The 16,367-nt window shown below is 40.9% G+C and carries 18 protein-coding genes and 1 pseudogene; 14 read left to right on the plus strand and 5 right to left on the minus strand.

What is annotated here, in order from left to right:
- Positions 1–114: 114 nt before the first annotated feature.
- Together G586_RS0112165 and G586_RS0112170 are read left to right on the plus strand one after the other, a co-directional pair.
- Entirely contained in the window at positions 115–561 is a 447-nt protein-coding gene (locus G586_RS0112165; RefSeq protein ID WP_022762324.1) for an Hsp20/alpha crystallin family protein, read from the plus strand.
- 174 nt (positions 562–735) lie between these two features.
- Entirely contained in the window at positions 736–978 is a 243-nt protein-coding gene (locus tag G586_RS0112170; protein ID WP_026527980.1) for a hypothetical protein, read from the plus strand.
- Here G586_RS0112170 and G586_RS0112175 read toward each other — a convergent pair.
- A complete protein-coding gene (locus tag G586_RS0112175; protein WP_026527981.1) occupies positions 959–1,144 on the minus strand; it encodes a hypothetical protein in 186 nt (61 codons plus the stop codon). The genes G586_RS0112170 and G586_RS0112175 overlap by 20 nt on opposite strands.
- Before the next feature lie 287 nt (positions 1,145–1,431).
- On the opposite strand from G586_RS0112175, the pseudogene G586_RS25645 reads away from it, so the two are divergent.
- The 3 genes and pseudogenes from G586_RS25645 to G586_RS0112195 all read left to right on the plus strand — a co-directional run.
- Positions 1,432–1,794: pseudogene (locus tag G586_RS25645) on the plus strand (transposase); the annotation flags it as partial.
- 375 nt (positions 1,795–2,169) lie between these two features.
- Positions 2,170–2,367: a hypothetical protein gene (locus G586_RS0112190; protein WP_026527983.1), complete on the plus strand. Its 198-nt coding sequence runs from the start codon at positions 2,170–2,172 to the stop codon at positions 2,365–2,367.
- A 20-nt stretch (positions 2,368–2,387) separates the two neighbouring features.
- Positions 2,388–2,762, plus strand: coding sequence for a hypothetical protein (locus G586_RS0112195; protein WP_026527984.1), 375 nt, complete (start codon positions 2,388–2,390; stop codon positions 2,760–2,762).
- A gap of 196 nt (positions 2,763–2,958) precedes the next feature.
- Here G586_RS0112195 and G586_RS27000 read toward each other — a convergent pair whose 3' ends face one another.
- Both G586_RS27000 and G586_RS27005 read right to left on the minus strand, forming a co-directional pair.
- Positions 2,959–3,288, minus strand: a complete 330-nt coding sequence (locus G586_RS27000) for a dihydrofolate reductase family protein (protein ID WP_051204768.1) — start codon at positions 3,286–3,288, stop codon at positions 2,959–2,961.
- Positions 3,289–3,320: 32 nt separating this feature from the next.
- Positions 3,321–3,575: a hypothetical protein gene (locus G586_RS27005; protein ID WP_242832011.1), complete on the minus strand. Its 255-nt coding sequence runs from the start codon at positions 3,573–3,575 to the stop codon at positions 3,321–3,323.
- A 24-nt stretch (positions 3,576–3,599) separates the two neighbouring features.
- Between G586_RS27005 and G586_RS0112205 the strand changes: the two genes are divergently transcribed.
- The 6 genes from G586_RS0112205 to G586_RS0112235 all read left to right on the plus strand — a co-directional run bounded on the left by G586_RS0112205 (position 3,600) and on the right by G586_RS0112235 (position 10,629).
- Positions 3,600–4,550, plus strand: coding sequence for a hypothetical protein (locus G586_RS0112205; RefSeq protein ID WP_155834131.1), 951 nt, complete (start codon positions 3,600–3,602; stop codon positions 4,548–4,550).
- Between the two features lie 20 nt (positions 4,551–4,570).
- Complete coding sequence (locus G586_RS0112210; RefSeq protein ID WP_026527986.1) at positions 4,571–5,671, plus strand: hypothetical protein; 1,101 nt, start codon at positions 4,571–4,573, stop codon at positions 5,669–5,671.
- 205 nt (positions 5,672–5,876) lie between these two features.
- Positions 5,877–6,017 carry a hypothetical protein gene (locus G586_RS26140; RefSeq protein ID WP_155834133.1) on the plus strand — a complete coding sequence of 47 codons (141 nt, stop codon included), beginning with the start codon at positions 5,877–5,879 and terminating at the stop codon, positions 6,015–6,017.
- 469 nt (positions 6,018–6,486) lie between these two features.
- The gene (locus tag G586_RS0112220) at positions 6,487–7,581 is read left to right on the plus strand and encodes an RNA-splicing ligase RtcB (protein WP_035773221.1); all 1,095 of its coding nucleotides are present in this window, start codon (positions 6,487–6,489) and stop codon (positions 7,579–7,581) included.
- 116 nt (positions 7,582–7,697) lie between these two features.
- Positions 7,698–8,783, plus strand: coding sequence for an AAA family ATPase (locus G586_RS0112230; protein WP_026527988.1), 1,086 nt, complete (start codon positions 7,698–7,700; stop codon positions 8,781–8,783).
- On the plus strand, positions 8,767–10,629 hold the full coding sequence (locus G586_RS0112235; protein WP_026527989.1) for a vWA domain-containing protein: 1,863 nt from the start codon (positions 8,767–8,769) through the stop codon (positions 10,627–10,629). The genes G586_RS0112230 and G586_RS0112235 overlap by 17 nt, the downstream gene beginning before the upstream one ends.
- A gap of 50 nt (positions 10,630–10,679) precedes the next feature.
- Here the strand turns inward: G586_RS0112235 and G586_RS0112240 are convergent, their stop codons facing one another.
- Together G586_RS0112240 and G586_RS0112245 are read right to left on the minus strand one after the other, a co-directional pair.
- A complete protein-coding gene (locus G586_RS0112240; protein WP_026527990.1) occupies positions 10,680–10,874 on the minus strand; it encodes a hypothetical protein in 195 nt (64 codons plus the stop codon).
- 46 nt (positions 10,875–10,920) lie between these two features.
- Positions 10,921–11,517 (minus strand): helix-turn-helix domain-containing protein, encoded by a 597-nt coding sequence (locus G586_RS0112245; RefSeq protein ID WP_026527991.1) that lies wholly within the window; start codon positions 11,515–11,517, stop codon positions 10,921–10,923.
- Positions 11,518–11,831: 314 nt separating this feature from the next.
- On the opposite strand from G586_RS0112245, the gene G586_RS0112250 reads away from it, so the two are divergent.
- The 3 genes from G586_RS0112250 to G586_RS25025 all read left to right on the plus strand — a co-directional run bounded on the left by G586_RS0112250 (position 11,832) and on the right by G586_RS25025 (position 16,348).
- A complete protein-coding gene (locus tag G586_RS0112250; protein ID WP_026527992.1) occupies positions 11,832–12,368 on the plus strand; it encodes a hypothetical protein in 537 nt (178 codons plus the stop codon).
- A 158-nt stretch (positions 12,369–12,526) separates the two neighbouring features.
- Positions 12,527–13,264 carry a CPBP family intramembrane glutamic endopeptidase gene (locus G586_RS0112255; RefSeq protein WP_026527993.1) on the plus strand — a complete coding sequence of 246 codons (738 nt, stop codon included), beginning with the start codon at positions 12,527–12,529 and terminating at the stop codon, positions 13,262–13,264.
- Between the two features lie 363 nt (positions 13,265–13,627).
- Positions 13,628–16,348: a hybrid sensor histidine kinase/response regulator gene (locus G586_RS25025; RefSeq protein WP_081674346.1), complete on the plus strand. Its 2,721-nt coding sequence runs from the start codon at positions 13,628–13,630 to the stop codon at positions 16,346–16,348.
- Positions 16,349–16,367: the final 19 nt, after the last annotated feature.

Consider the following 16,367-nt stretch of genomic DNA (forward strand, 5'->3'; position numbering starts at 1 on the left):
CCATATATAGAACAAAGGAACAGAGAAGACCATAAGGACTTAGGTTCCCTAGATCTGAACCCTCCGTCCCAATGCTCAAAAATAAATGTTTTTGATGCAAAGGAGGAAAAAACTATGTTAGCACCTAGTATTTTTGAAGAAAATCTTTTTGACAATCTGTTCAATTTTCCGGATTTCAGAGAACTGAACAACATGGAGCGGAAGCTCTACGGACGTCACGCCGACAGGCTGATGAAGACTGATGTTAAGGAAGAGGATAACCAGTATGAAGTTAGTGTTGATCTTCCTGGTTTTGCCAAAGAGGATATTAACCTTGAACTGAATGATGGGTATCTTACAATCAGTGCTTCAAAGAACATGAACAATGACAAGAATGATAAGAAAGGACGTCTGATCAGGCAGGAGCGATACAGTGGCTCGATGCAGAGAAGCTTCTATGTAGGCGACCAGATCACAGAAGAGGACGTAAAGGCAGCCTTCCATCACGGAGTTCTGACACTTACCATTCCTAAGAAAGAACAGGAAAAGCTTCCTGAAAAGAAACATATCATGATAGCTTAAGAGCCAATAGGCTCCACATAATAAGAAAACTCCTAAAAGGCATCCCGAGACCAATCACCTCGGGATGTTTTTTGTATTATGATTTTCACGACAAATCAGAGCAAGAAATGTCGGGTAATACTAACACCATCGGATTAAACTGATACTATAAATATCAGGAAGAGGTAAGGATATATGAATAGACCAATTACAACATTATTTATGCTAATGTCTGTAGACGGAAAAATCAGCACCGGATCAACTGATAACATGGATGTAGACAGGGATTTTCCTGAAATGGAAGGACTAAAAGAAGGACTTCATCAATATTATGAGATTGAACAGACTACAGATCTGTGGTCATTTAATACCGGGCGTGTACAGGAAAAGATGGGAGTCAATGAGAAACCTATGCCCGTTAAGACACCGGTTCACTAACTGCCCCTTCGTTGGTAACATCTGCTTCAATGTACTCTCTTTCATTATTAGACGCTGCACTTTCAACCTCATTAGATGAAGTGCTAGCAGTAGGTGTTCCACATCCTGCCACAAAAAATGTGGTGCTGATAAGAATTCCTGCTAACTGAACCAATCTTTTCTTCATGATACTTTTCCTTTATCAAAAACAAGGACTTCCTTGCCACACGCTAAACATTTTCTGAAATGCGATGTAAGCGCATAACTATAGGCAGTCCCACAATAATGCATTATATATGATTTTTGTGCAGAGAATCGTATTCTCTAAATTTGCACACAGTGAAACAATCTAGCAAAGAATCGTTTAGCTGTCAATAAACGAACAAAATTACATAATTTTATAGTGATTTTGAAATTTTCTAACACCAAAAATGTTATGCAAAGCCTACTTCGTATTGTACTACCGCGCCTAATCAAGTTTGGACTTGGGTTATCACATATCTCAATGGCCATTATAAAGGCTGCATTTATTATTTGTATTTAATCTTAGACTTATTCAGCCGCGATGTTGTAGGCTGGGAAGTCTATGAAGAACAGACCGCCGAATTAGCTAGCAAGCTGATTAAACGCACATGCTTGGCACAGCACCATTTATCTTATGAGCCTCTAGTTTTGCATTCTGATAATGGAACACCTATGAAGGGCGCAACAATGCTTGAGACTCTGTATAAGCTTGGTATAACACCTTCAAACAGTAGGCCTCGTGTCAGCAATGACAATCCTTATTCAGAATCTTTATTCAAGACGCTGAAATACAGGCCTAACTATCAGCCATAAGGCTTTGAATCACTAGAGGATGCGCGTACTTGGTACAAGCTTTTTGTCCATTGGTATCGCTTTGAACATCATCACAGTGGAATTAAATTTTTAGCTCCAGCCGAGCGTCACGCTGGCAAAAGTAAAGAGATACTTAATCATCGCAAGGAAGTTTATGAAGCTGCTAAAGCAGCACATCCTGAACGGTGGAATGGTCGTAAAATCCGCAACTGGGACAACATCGATAAAGTATTTCTTAATCCTGATAAGATTGAATCTGCAAATGATGCAACTGTACAACAGGTATCATAAACAACGTTCATTACTGACCTGGGTTAGCCTAGGTCAGATGAAATATAGTAACTATCAATAAATCAAGTTTTACTGAGAACTACGTTGACAAATTTCGCTGGTGAGGATGTAGTTATGGGAAAGATCCACTCTTTTGATAAAAAAAGAACAACGATAATAGAAGCCGTTGAATATAACGGGAGATATACAGATATTTCTACAATTAGAACAAGAATTATAGCAGCAGGCATCATCATTATCGCTTCCGCTGCTTTCATCTGTGCGCAGTTATTCTGGATCTGAACAAGTGATTTCTGAGATTTATGAAAAAACCAATTACTTACAATATCTCCAAAGAACAGATTATATATATCGAGGATCATACCTTTAATCTTATCTATGACAGAACCCTTTACTGGCTCTATTCCGAGAGGATGCCAATGCTTTTGCCCTACCTTAAACAGAAGAAAAGGGACCGTGTATCCCTGGAAGATTTGCTTTCATACTGCAAGAACCAGCAGATTGAAGTTTATCCCATGACCTTCAGGAAACGGAAGCTCCTTACCAATATAGCTTCCTACTATGAGATTCTAAACATGAGAAAACGAGGGCTACTTATTAAAAGCAGCTTTGTGGTAAAGCTCATAGTAGAGTACTCCAAGTACTGTATCGCAAAGTATCCGATTCATATAGGATAGTTTTCACAGATTTAACACATTCTCTTCACTGTTAGTTACGATTTCTAAGATAAGATAACATCATAGCATAAAGAAAAGAAATAACCCCCTCATAAGAACACTTTCTTCATACACAAAAAAAAAATCCGGATTCTAGTGACAAGAATCCGGATTTCCTCATTCATCTGATATTATAATCATCTGTACGTAGCAAAGGCTATTTCACAACCTCATATTTTAACCTTAAATATGAATCTTCAAGCTTTTCACAGCTAGTGAGCCTAAGTACACCGAGTTTACTTAATTCCTCTTTCGTTGTTATCGAGTCTCCGTCAATCAGAGTAGAAGTATTCTTTCCTCCAACCAGAACCAGAGCAACAATGATATCCACGAAGTCAAAGAGCCCATTTCTAAGAAATATCCCATTCATGGCACCACCGCTTTGAACAGTAAGCCTTTCGCATCCATACTTTTCCTTTAAATCCACAAGAGCCTGTTCCAACGAAAAGTTTTCTTGAAAAATGATCTCAAGATTATCTGCTTTCACTTTAAAAGCAGGGTGTTCCCGGTTTGTTGTTATCAACACGAACCGTTTTGATAATTCACAAAAGTATTTGATTCCATGCTCAGTGAGATGAGCATTGTCAAAAATCGCAAAAGAAAGAGAGCGATGTAATAGTTGAAGAAGCAGAGACCAATAATGATGATGAGGAAGGATGGAAGAAAGCATACAGCCAGTATGTTTTCGATACTGTCAGCAAAGATTACAACGATGAGTATGGACTTTTTAATATCAATGAAGATGAAATTCCAGAACTTATTGTCGTAAGGCATGGTGAAGGTACAGAATCAAGCTTTTTGACATACAAAAATGGAGAAATATCTGAGATTACCTCAAAATCATTGGGCTTTTATTTTCTCGAAAAAGAAAATCTCGTAAAGGCTGTTTGGCGTGAAGATACGGATTCAGAAAGAATAAGAAAAGAAGCTATCTATGAGATCAGTCCTGAAGGAAAGTGGGAGCTTTTGCATGAAAGTTACGTGAAAGATGAAGAAATCTGGACACTTGCAGAAGATGCAGAGTGTGAACTGGATGGAGAAAGAGTGACCTCAAATGATTATTATCCTTCGATAGATAAACTGTTTCCATCTGAAAGGGCGTTATCTCTGATACAAGGACATGATTTTTACCAGATTCAGGAATATCTTGGTGATTTTGTGCAAGAGAGTTACGCTGATGCATTTATAAAGATGTATGAGAGCGGTGAGTTTTTGGACTCCATGGGAGAGAATTATAAGCAGTTTGCGATTGTTGAACTTGGACCGGATGGTGATGTTGCGCTTATCGGACGAAATAATGAGGACATCCTTGAGGAAGTTGGGATAGCCATATATAAGGATGGACTGGCTACACGGGTGTATCAGGCGGATATGGCTACACGTCTAAGCTTTGATATAGAAAAGGGGTATATATATAGCAAGATATCTTACCTCAGATTTGATGATGAGAGTTATTATGCTGTCCGTAATGGATGTCTCCTTATGAGAAAAGGAATAACTGGTGAACCTAGGGCAGGATTATCAGGAGAGGATGGCAGCTGGGTAAGTTTTGATCCCGCTATTGATGGTGAGTACTGCTATACTGTAGACGATAGATGCATGTATGAGTCAGAAGTAAAAAAACTTAAGGAAAAGCTTGATAATGACAAAGGAAATGATATCAGAATTGTTGACATCGGAACATATGCTGAAGGCCTTGAAGGAACGGTCATCAGTTTTGGATCATTCTATGATGTCATTTCAGAATAATAAATGTAGTGGAGGACAAAATGAATAAAAAAATATTAGCAATAATGGTAGCTTTTACTGTAATGTTTGGATGTTCATGCTCAAATGCTCAGAAGACAGAAGCAACAGAGACAGACGTTACAACTGAGGCATCCGTGGAAGAGGAACTGACTGAAACTTCAGACAAAACTACTTCTGAGGAACAGGAACTGGATCCTAAATCAGAATCTGAAACAGATAACATATCTTCAGAGGATGAAGCAAAACCTGAAACTGAAACAGTGGAAATGACAGAAAAAGATCAGCTTTTAGCCTATGTAAATGATATATTGATACCAGAGCATGGTGAAATCACTGATCCGGATCTTACTGCTAAGTTCTATTTTGAAGATAATATCTACAATATGGATGATTCTATATCCGGCTATGACATCGAAGGTTTCGAAGGACAGGAAGGTATTCTTGGCTGGGCATTCGCTGATCTGGACGGCGACGGGGATGACAGCGAGCTTATTGTGCTAACTAGAACAAAGGGAACAATAAAAGACTTTCGTGACCGTGATAGTATCATATGGGAAACCAGCTTCGAGGCATTTAAAGTTAATGGTTCTGATATTGTTTCTATGGGAACGGGTCTCCTTGAATCTTCAGGGGCTGAAATGTTTGAAGGAAGAGTTTTTATAAAACATACATCCTCCGGAGATGAGATATGCACTTCACAGTATGGTGGTGGATTCTATTATTATGACGGATGCAGCGCAATGCTTGTGGTTTACAAATATGATGGTACTGAATTTAGCAAGATTGCGGATGCGGAATATGAAGGTTCAGATGGCTTTAATGAATATGGTGATTTTTCTGATGAAGCAATAAAAGCACAGCTTTTAACTACAGCTTCGTTCTGGAAGGAATATTATACAAATTGGGATTTCAATGTAAATTTCTTCCTTGTTCCATGGGATGAACCTGATTGCACAGATTTACTCTATACCGATACATCGAGTGACCTTGATTATGAGATATTGAATGCTTTAAATGATGGAACATCTGATAAGACCATTGATGATTATCCAATGATCGCCCATGTTACGAATTTCATGAAAGGTGATACATTAGACAGCGCGGGCAGTACACAGGAATAATATGTATATTTTAAAGAGCAGGCATGGATTCATAAATTGAATTCGTTGTCCTGTTCTTTTTGATACAGGTGCTTTCTTGTAATCATTTCAGCAAAACATTAGAATAATAGTGTGTTTTGGTGGGAATAATAGGATTCTTGGATATAAAAGGCTATATTCCTGACTTTATTGATGTTTCTTGCAAGGATCAAACAAATGGAAATTAATGAGAAAGACTGGAAACTTTTTAGAGAAAATCTGCCTATATGGCAGGAGAGATACATGGGATCTCGTTGAGGAATACAAGGAAATCCTTAAGGGCAGTGCTGAGAGGTTATTCTCGGCATTGTCTGGTCTCGCCAATTAATTAGGAGTGCCAAATAATTAGAAAAGAGTAAATTATAGGTAGGAGAAAGCCTTGGCAAAAGCCGGCGTATTCCAATTGCGAATTTTGTGGGCTGGATGATCTCGGCTATAAAATAACTCTCTCGAAAAAGAATAAATAAATTTTATAACGGGACTTTATTTGTCCACCTGATGTGATATACTTACGTCAGTAACATAGAAATTCAAAGTGCTCGTACCGAGCAGAAAGGAGGACGATCATGAAACACATGACGACTACATTTACAACTGAAACTAGAAATGACAGAGGCATGATTGTCCGCCGTCTTTTTGGCTGATAGTTCTATCAGTTTACCCATTTTTAGACAGGACAGTTATTAAGTAAGCCTCTGAAGATGAGAGGTGTCTTTTTTGTACCCATTTTTCAAAGACACCGATATGGAGGTTTTATTTTGATACAAATAACAGGAAAATACGCAGACGCAAGGATCATGTGCATGGGAGATGTGGCTGACGGGAATGTTGATCAGTATGCGATTGCGCAGATTCAGATGATAACTGACCTTGAAGCTGCATCAGGAAGTAAAATTTGCGTTATGCCTGATGTCCATCCGGGAAAAGTTGGCCCCATAGGTCTATCCATGACCGTAAAAGATACCGTGCTTCCGGCACTTATCGGAATAGATATCGGATGCGGAATGAGCATGGCTGCTATAGGAAAAGTAAGAAAAGATTTTCAGAAGCTTGATACCATAATCAGGGACAACGTTCCGGTTGGATTTACGAGCAGAAGCACAGTGCATAGGGATGCATCGGAATTTGATCCCGGCTGGCTACGGTGTGCAAAGCACATAAGGCAGGACAAGGCAATGCTTAGCCTGGGAACACTAGGTGGAGGAAATCACTTCATTGAGATAGATACGGATGCAGATGGAGAGGGTTATCTTATCATCCACAGCGGAAGCCGCCATCTTGGGAAGGAAGTGGCTGAATACTACATGGAAAAGGGCCACAAATCCCTTAAAAAGCAGGGAATAGAAGTCCCTTATGAAATGACTTTCCTCACAGATGAGCTTTTAGCGGATTATCTGCACGATATTGAGCTTGTTCAGGAATACGCAGCCTTGAACCGTCAGATCATGATTAAGGAAATCTGCAAAGGCATGAAGTGGAAGATAAAAGAGCAGAAAAGCTGCATCCACAACTGTATCGATGATACAGACGACTACGCAGTACTTAGAAAAGGTGCTATCTCTGCCAAAAAAGATGAGGATGTAATCATCCCAATCAACATGAGGGATGGCGTGATTCTTGGTAAAGGAAAGGGAAATGAAGAGTGGAACTGCTCTGCACCGCACGGTGCAGGGAGACTGACTTCAAGGGAACAGGCTTTGAATTCACATACAGTATCCGAATTCAAGGCATCTATGAAGGGCATCTACTCAAGCTGCATCAGCAAGGACACACTTGATGAAGCACCTTTTGCCTACAGAGACATTGATTACATTAAAAAAGCTGTTGAGGATACCGTAGAGATCACAAAGATCCTTAAGCCTGTTTATAACTACAAAGGTGGTAACGCATAAGAAAGAGGTAATCGGATAATGATACTACAGATAAGCTCCGGGATGGGACCTGTTGAGTGCAGGGTTGCCGTGGGCGGAATATACAGAGCATTGGAAAAAGAGGAGAACGAAGATTTATGAATTTACCAATAACAGTAAATCAGGAAGAATTACTGGATATTCTTCTTAACATAGCGCCGGCGCGCCCGGTTTTCATCTGGGGAGCACCCGGTATCGGAAAATCAGCTCTTGTAGAAGAGTTTGCAATGGAGGTTGGACTTGAGTGCGTATCACTCCTTGGAAGTCAGCTGGCTCCTGAGGATATCATTGGTATCCCGCAGATAAGGGGAGAGACATCAGAATTTCTCCCTCCCAAAATGATCGCAAGAAAAGAGCCCTATGTGCTTTTCCTTGATGAGCTAAACGCCTGCTCACAGGAGGTACAAAAGGCATTCTACAGCCTCATCTATGAGAGAAGAATCGGGGAATACCACCTTCCCGAGGGCAGCATTGTCATCGGGGCGGGCAACAGAACTCAGGACGCAGCTATTGTTAAGACAATGTCCAGTGCACTTATAAACAGAATGTTTCATGTTCAGCTTAAGCCTGACGTAAAGAGTTGGCTTTCATGGGCGTATGGAAACGGAATCCACAGCTGGGTAACAGATTACATCAGCCAGAGACCGGATCACCTTTTCTCTGAGCCGCCCAAGACAGAGGAGCCTTTTTCAACACCCAGATCATGGCACATGCTGAGCGATGCACTTAAGGAATTCGGAGCCGGGGAAAAAGAGATCCCTATCGACACTATAAGAATGCTTGCGTATGGAAGCATTTCAGCGAGTCATGCAGGAATGTTTGCTGCGTTCGTTAAGCAGCTTGATAACAAATATCTCCTTGAAGATATCATCAAGGGAGAGGCGAGATGGCCGGACAAGGCTGAGGACAGAGATGTTCTCTACTTCCTCGCACAGTCATTCAGGGCAAGAATCCTTCATGATCTTCCTTCTCAGAAGTCTGAGATTGACAAGAAAACACAGTTTTTTGCCCACAGAGCAAAGGCACTTTTGAAGGAACTTGCGCAGATTAACTACGAGCTTGCTCAGATGGTGGTATCAGCAGATGACGGAAATATCCTTCCTGAGTGGTTCATGATCGAGATAGTAAGGGATCTCCCCAGGCTCGTAGCACAGGAGAAAAAGAAGGATGGGAAAACAGCATAAGGAAAAAGAAGATCCAAATCTGGTCCAGCTCAAAAATGGGATCAGTATTATTGATAACCATGATGTTTTCAGACATCTTATATCATGGAATCTTCAGATTGTAGGAAGAAAAGAGCTTGGAAAGAAAACGGCAGCATGCTCAAAAGCGGATGGGACAATCCTGGTAAATAAGGATATGGCGCTTGCACCCAAGCAGTGGGCCTACGCAATAGCCCACTGCATTCTGCACAACTGCTTTGGACACTATGATCTTGATAAGGTTCCGGGCTATACAGAGACAGATTCATCAGGAGAAAAAACGAAAAAAGCCGCTTTTAACAAAAAGCTTTGGAATATCGCATGTGATATATACGTGGACAGGTTCCTTAATGATATCAGGCTTGGAGAACCACTTAACCAGTCACCGGTAGGGAGCATCCCCTTTAGCATCATGGAGGATGAGCTTAAGATATATGACTATCTGATGCGGGAAAACTGGAATGAGGACAACCATATCTATGGAGTGGGCTCAATCGATAGTATGGACATGGTCGGTCTGGAAAAGCCCCTAGAATACAAGATAAACAGATGGGGTGAGCAGGAAAAAAATGAATATGCAAGCAGTTTTGCTTATCATCTGGCAAATTCCGTATCAAATGCGGTATATAAAGCTGCTGACAGGGAAATAGAGTGCTCTCGCGGAAGAGAGATTGCGGGATGGTTTATCAACACATTCCCGCTTCTTGGCGCAATTGCTTCATCTTTCAAGATCGTAGATGACATAGAGGCCTGCAGAAAGTACGACATAAGCATAGCGGCTGTGGATGCTTTTGAAGGGGTTATTTTCATGAATACCTCTAAAAATCTATCTGACAATGAATGGCGATTTGTTATGGCACATGAGTTTCTTCATGCAGCGCTTCTCCATCACAGAAGAGCGGCGGGAAGAGATCCGTATCTATGGAATATCGCCACTGATTATGTGATCAACGGCTGGCTCTTTGAGATGCAGATAGGCGTCATGCCGGAAGGCGTACTCTATGATCCGGCACTTCGAAATAAGTCCGCGGAAGAAATATACGATATCATCTACCAGGATATTAGAACCTATATGAGACTGAATACATTCAGAGGTAACGGTCAGGGAGATATCATGGGAAGAAGAACTCCGGGAACATTTGGAACAGGAGAAAGAGGAGTATCCCTTGATGAATTCTACAGAAATGCGCTAACGCAGGGGTTTGAATATGAGATATCAATGAGGGGAAGAGGCTTTATTCCCGCAGGTCTCGTTGAAGAGATTAGAGCTTTGGCTATGCCTCCGATACCCTGGGATGTCAGGCTTTCCGAGTGGTTCAATGCACATATAAGACCTCTTGAAAAACACAGAAGTTACGCTCATCCCAGCAGAAGACAGAGCTGCACACCCGATATTCCAAGAGCAAGATATGTTGTTACGGAATCAGGCGACACATCAAGGACCTTCGGAGTAATAATCGATACATCGGGCTCCATGACAACCTCAGAGATAGGAAAAGCCCTTGGCGCTGTGGCCAGCTATGCTGCTTCAAGAGATGTTTTTGCGGCAAGAGTGATCTTCTGTGATGCAAATGCTTATGATGCAGGATACATGACGCCGGATGAAATCGCGGGCAGAGTAAAGGTAATCGGAAGAGGCGGAACAAGGCTTCAGCCTGCAGTTGATATGTTACAGGAGGCAAAGGATTTTCCAAAGGATGGCCCGATACTGATCATTACTGATGGAGAGATTGACAAGCACCTTGATTTAAAAAGAGAACACGCATTTATTCTGCCAGGCGGGTGCAGGTTACCTTTCAGGGCAAGGGGAGAAGTATTTAATATGTAAAAGAAAAGGACTTCGGGCTATATGCCCAGAAGTCCTTTTTTGAACAGCAGTTACTCGCTTTTGGTTGCCTTATATGCATCCATTCTATCCTTAATACCCTTGCAAATACCATAGATAAGGAAGCAGAAGCCAATACCCTGGAACAGTCCAAGGAAATATCCTTTAAAAAGTGCACCTGCAGCACCTATGAGTAAGATACCTATCATTTCAATAGTAAGAAATCCGTAATTTTTTGTGTTTTCCATTTTTTTCATCCTCCAACGTTATTATGCTTTTTATATCTAGTGTTATTTATTTGAAAAAGCATATTAAGAGAATGTCGATACCACCGCATATTGCAGCTGCTATAAGGCCTGAAGCAATTGCGAACAGGATTTTCTGGTAAGGTCTCTTTGCTTCTTCTTTTATTTTATCTGTAGAGCTGAGCTCTTCGCCTTTGGTAAAGGCAATGATTTCCTTATAAGTCTGGACATTGTACTCTTTTTTAATGCTCTCTATCTTATAAGAAAAGAACATTAGGATTGCGAATAACATACCAAATGGTATGAAAAACCAAAATCCAATCTTAAAGGCCAGAATCGGCGTGGAAATCAGGACTGCTATCATTGTGAGCAGCATTCCTTTTGCGTAGGTGTTCATCTTTTTGATGTCTGCTTCACTTTGTTCAGATACGATTTTTTCCATCTTTTTAACATCTCCTTTTAATAGTTGGTCTATCGAGACGTCGAATATGTCACTTATTAGAAGAACGCTTTGAATATCCGGATAGCTTTTATCATTTTCCCAGTTCGATATGGTCTGTCTTGTCACGAAAAGCTTCTCCGCCAATTCGTCCTGATTGATATTAAGACTTTTCCGTAATTCCTTAAGTCTGTTTCCAAGTTCCATATGTGTCTGTCTCTCTTTCCACCTCAGAATATCGAGATATTGAATTTGATGCCATCAAAAGGCTTTTACATTAGCCATTTTGGGCATGTCAAAATGTTTTTACATGCCAGATATTACTATAACACAGCGACTTCTTATATTATACAGATATTTCTGAAATTCATACGTGCACTAAAATGCCTTAAATAATATCTCTTATATCGTGTGATAAAACTGTGATAAATGACTTGATAAGATTGCATCATCGAAAGAAACAAAAACAAACAAGCCGCAATGAGCGGGAATAATTAAACAAGTCCAAGGGGGATAAAAAAATGAAAGCAAATGTTATTAAAGGTATTGTTACAGGCGTAGTTGCAGTTATGATGATCGGATCTCTTACAGCATGCGGAATGACAAGGGAAGTATCTTCTAACCTGGTGGTTGAAGCTTCATGGGACGACAGCAGTGATGAGGAGCAGGCTGAGTACAGTGAAGAAGAGATGATGAATCTTGAAGAAGAGATCAATGCAGTTCAGGAATCTTTGATCTTTATGGGCGGTCTTAAGACCACAGATGATGATTTTAATGAGATCGATGTAGCAATGTTCAGAAATGAGGATGGCGAAATCGTTTATATATATGAGCAAGATGATACTCTTGATTACGGCATTTATACAACAGAGTATGCTACGACAGCTGATGGTGAGGAATACGCAGAGATAGATGGCAGCATTGGAAAATATGGCTACTACTTCAACGAGGATCTTGTAAGCGGAATCATCATCGATACAGATGGCAACGTTCATGAAGCCATTGAGCTTGATGAAGAAGGCGCAAGAGACTACGTTAGAAAGACTCTTGGAGCCTGATAACATATTTTTTAAGGGCCGGTTGACTCGAATTCAGCAGCCGATTTAGTAATTTAATATCAGTGAAAAACAGGTCATTATCCGTGAATGGAAACGACCTGTTTTATTGTGTGATAGGCTTATTTATAGGGATAAACCAGATATTTCAGGAGGGGATTATGTCAAAACATTTAGTAAGAAATACAGTTTTAGCGACGATCACGGTTCTTCTGTTCTACTTTGCACAGGGGGCTGCTGTAGTAATGGGACAGCTGGAGGGACTTAAGGCTATTACGATACAGGCAGCTATTATATGGAGCGGTGCATTAGTAGCTATCGCATTTTTTCTTATAAAGGACCACAGCCTTAAGGAGTTGGGGTTCCGGAAGCCTGTGAGAGGCATGGCTGTAAAGTTTCTGTATTACGCTCCGCTAATAATTGTTGCACTGGCTGCTTTTACAGGTGGTATCAAATTCGATAACGGTAGATTTTTTATTCCGAATCTGATATTTACACTCGGTATAGGCCTGACAGAAGAGCTCTATTTCAGGGGTATCATTTGCAATATGTGGAAAGAAAAGGAGAAGGCTGCGATTCTTATTTCATCAGCTCTTTTTGGGCTGAGTCATCTGTTGAACGTTATGGGTGGTGCAGGTCTTGCTGAAACACTTTTGCAGATAGCGTTTGCATTTACTTATGGAATTGTTATGGCATTTGTGATCCTCAGGACTAAAAGTATCCGGCCATGTATTTTGTTACATGCACTTCATGATTTTTGCGGTTTTATCACAAATGAAGGTGATATGAAACTGAACATAATGGTAGGAACAATTCAGTTTGTAGTGCTTCTTTTGTATTGCATGTATTTGCTGGTTAGGATGAAGGAAAACGATACTGATAAATCGGAGGAAAGATGATGGAACCAATAAATATGTAAAAAATAGTTTTGAAGCTGCAGGAACATACTGTAAAGCTTTTGGCGCAGAAATCACTCGTGAGCGATGGTGGATATCAATTTAATAAATCAGTGCAAGAAAGGCATCCCGAGGATCAGCATCCCCGGGATGTTTTTGCATTACGAAAAGCTTATGATAGTACATTTTTAGGTCATATAATTTGTTGAAATGTTTATAAAAAGTTAATATGCCGAAAATTGACGCTATATATGTACAACTATACAATTAAGCTAGTTGAGTATGTTTGCGGTATTTTGCGTACTTTTTTAAGAAGGCATTATTTTGAAATTCCGTTTCCTTTATTTCAGGAAGGATTAAAGCTGCATGAGGTCAATACGAACGAAAATCATGCTCTTGACGATGTGTGCCATTGTCATTGCAGTCAGTATAGTTACGGTAATCGCCGTTGTTTCCATCGACAGACTTGGAAACAACAGTGCGGATGAAATGCTGTATTTGCTATGCGAGACCGGACAAAAGAATCTTAATACCTATTTTGACAGTGCGGAAGAGTCGGTGACGAAGCTTTCCAAGGTTACGGAAGATGACCTGAAAAAAACCGGCTCTGAGGAGCTTGCTGAGCATGTGGAGCGCATGCGCAGCGCGTTTGACAAGATTATGTATCGATCAAACGCTGTTTTAACGTATTACTACAGAATTGATCCTGCGGTTTCAAAGAAAATAAAAGGATTCTGGTACACCAACCTTGACGGCGAGGGGTTCAGAGAAAATGAAGTGACGGACATTACGCTCTATGACACCAATGATACCAGTGAATTGCAGTGGCTTACCATCCCGAAGGCCACCGGGAATCCTGTATGGATTTCTCCATATATTACTGAGAGTATTGACGTTCGCGTGATTTCCTATAATGTTCCGATTTATTGGAACGATGAGTTTATCGGGGTAATCGGTGCTGAGATTGACTACTCACTAATGTCTACAGAGGTTAAACATATTACCCTGTATGATAATGGTTACGCTTTTATTACGGATAACGATGGTAACCTTATATATCATCCTTATATCGATGCAACAATACTGACGGATATGAGCAGACCTGATGTTCCACCTGAAGTGATGACCGAAAACAGCCATTATCGTTATATCGCAGATGGACAGGAAAAGATGGGAGTATGGCTCCCTTTAGACAACGGTATGCGGCTTCATGTATCGGTACCAACTTCGGAGGTCAACGAAACATGGAAGAAGATGGTAGGTAATATCCTGGTTACTTCAGTTCTTCTGCTGCTTGTTCTCAGTGTAATTATTAGCCGGTATGCATTGCGTCTTACTAAGCCACTCAATGAGCTGACAAAAGCTACTGAGCAGGTAAACAGAGGAGATTACAATATTAAGCTCAGCTATGATAAGGATGATGAGGTAGGAATTTTGACGAAGACCTTTACCAATCTGGTAAACAATCTTCAGAATGAGATCCATGCCCTTGCCGAGTCGGAGCTGGCTAATAAGGCTAAATCGTCATTCCTTTCCAATATGAGCCATGAGATCAGGACTCCGATTACGACTGTTCTTGGAATGAATGAGATTATCAGTAGAGAAACCACGGATGATAATATTCTCGGATACTGCAACAATATCCGTGTAGCGGGAAACAATCTACTGGGTATCATAAATGATATTCTTGATTTTTCGAAGATTGAGTCCGGAAAGATGGAACTCATTCCTGCACCATATTCTGTAAAGGAGCTTTTCGGTGATCTGTATAACATGGTACAGATCAGAGCCAGTGATAAGGGGCTGAGTTTGAAGCTTGAAATCGATCCTCATCTTCCTACAGAGCTTGTCGGGGATGCGCTTCGTATCAAGCAGGTGGTTACCAATCTGCTTACCAATGCTATCAAGTATACAGAGAAGGGCACGGTTACCCTCACTGCATCTCTTAAAAACAAAGATGATAAGAAAGCGACAATATATATAGCTGTTTCCGATACCGGTATCGGTATCAAAGAAGAGGAGATGCCCAAGCTTTTCGAGAAGTTTGACAGGCTGGATACACGAAGAACCTATACGATTGAAGGAACAGGCCTTGGACTTGCCATCACCAAAAAGCTTCTTGTGATGATGGGGACTGATATTGACGTAAAAAGTGCTTACAATGTGGGATCCACATTTTCCTTCAATCTTGAGCAGGAGATTTCGAATCCTGCAGAAATCGGCTTGGTTGATGTACAATCCATGAATGCCATGGAGCACACGCGGTTGGATAGATTTTCATTTATCGCTCCAAACAGCCATATTCTGCTGGTGGATGATACAGTTATGAATCTGGAGGTAATCAAGGGACTTTTGAAGCCAACTCAGCTGCAGGTCGATGTGGCGAGCAGCGGCCAGGAATGTATAGAACTTTTCAGTGCAAATTCCTATGATCTTGTATTCCTGGATTACAGAATGCCGCAGATGAATGGCGTGGAGACGCTGAAGGCATTAAAGGAGAAAGAGCCTGAGAAGGCAGCTGCAACGCCTATTATCTCGCTGACTGCGAATGCTATTCAGGGAGAGCGTGAGCGCATGATAGAAGCCGGTTTTACCGATTATCTGACCAAGCCTGTGAATATATCTGATATGGACGCCGTGCTGGTCAAATATCTGCCGGAAAATGCGGTTGAACTGACAGATGGTAATGATGCGGAGGAAGAGGATCCTTACGAGGGAATTCCACAGGAGGCATTTGAGCTCTCGTGGCTTGATCCTAAGGAAGCCGTTGAATATTGCGGAAGCGGGCCTCTGTTTATGGAGGCTCTGGAGTTTTTTGCAAATGTTACAGAGAGAAATGCCGAGTTAATCGAGAAGTGTGTGGAAGAAGGGGATATTGAGCTGTACACGACCAAGGTTCATTCATTAAAGAGTACATCCTTATCCGTTGGGTTAAAAGATTTTTCCGCAAGAGCAAAAAAGCTTGAACTTGCGGGTAAAAGTAATGATATAGAAACAATTAAACGCGATACGCCTGATTTCCTTAAGTCCTATCGTAAGATCAGGGATGATTTGGAAGCGATACTGGCAAAAGCAGCGAATGAGTGATTTTTGCAGAAAGGTGGGG

The sequence above is a fragment of the Butyrivibrio sp. VCD2006 genome (genome assembly GCF_000423925.1).
GTDB lineage: Bacteria > Bacillota > Clostridia > Lachnospirales > Lachnospiraceae > Butyrivibrio.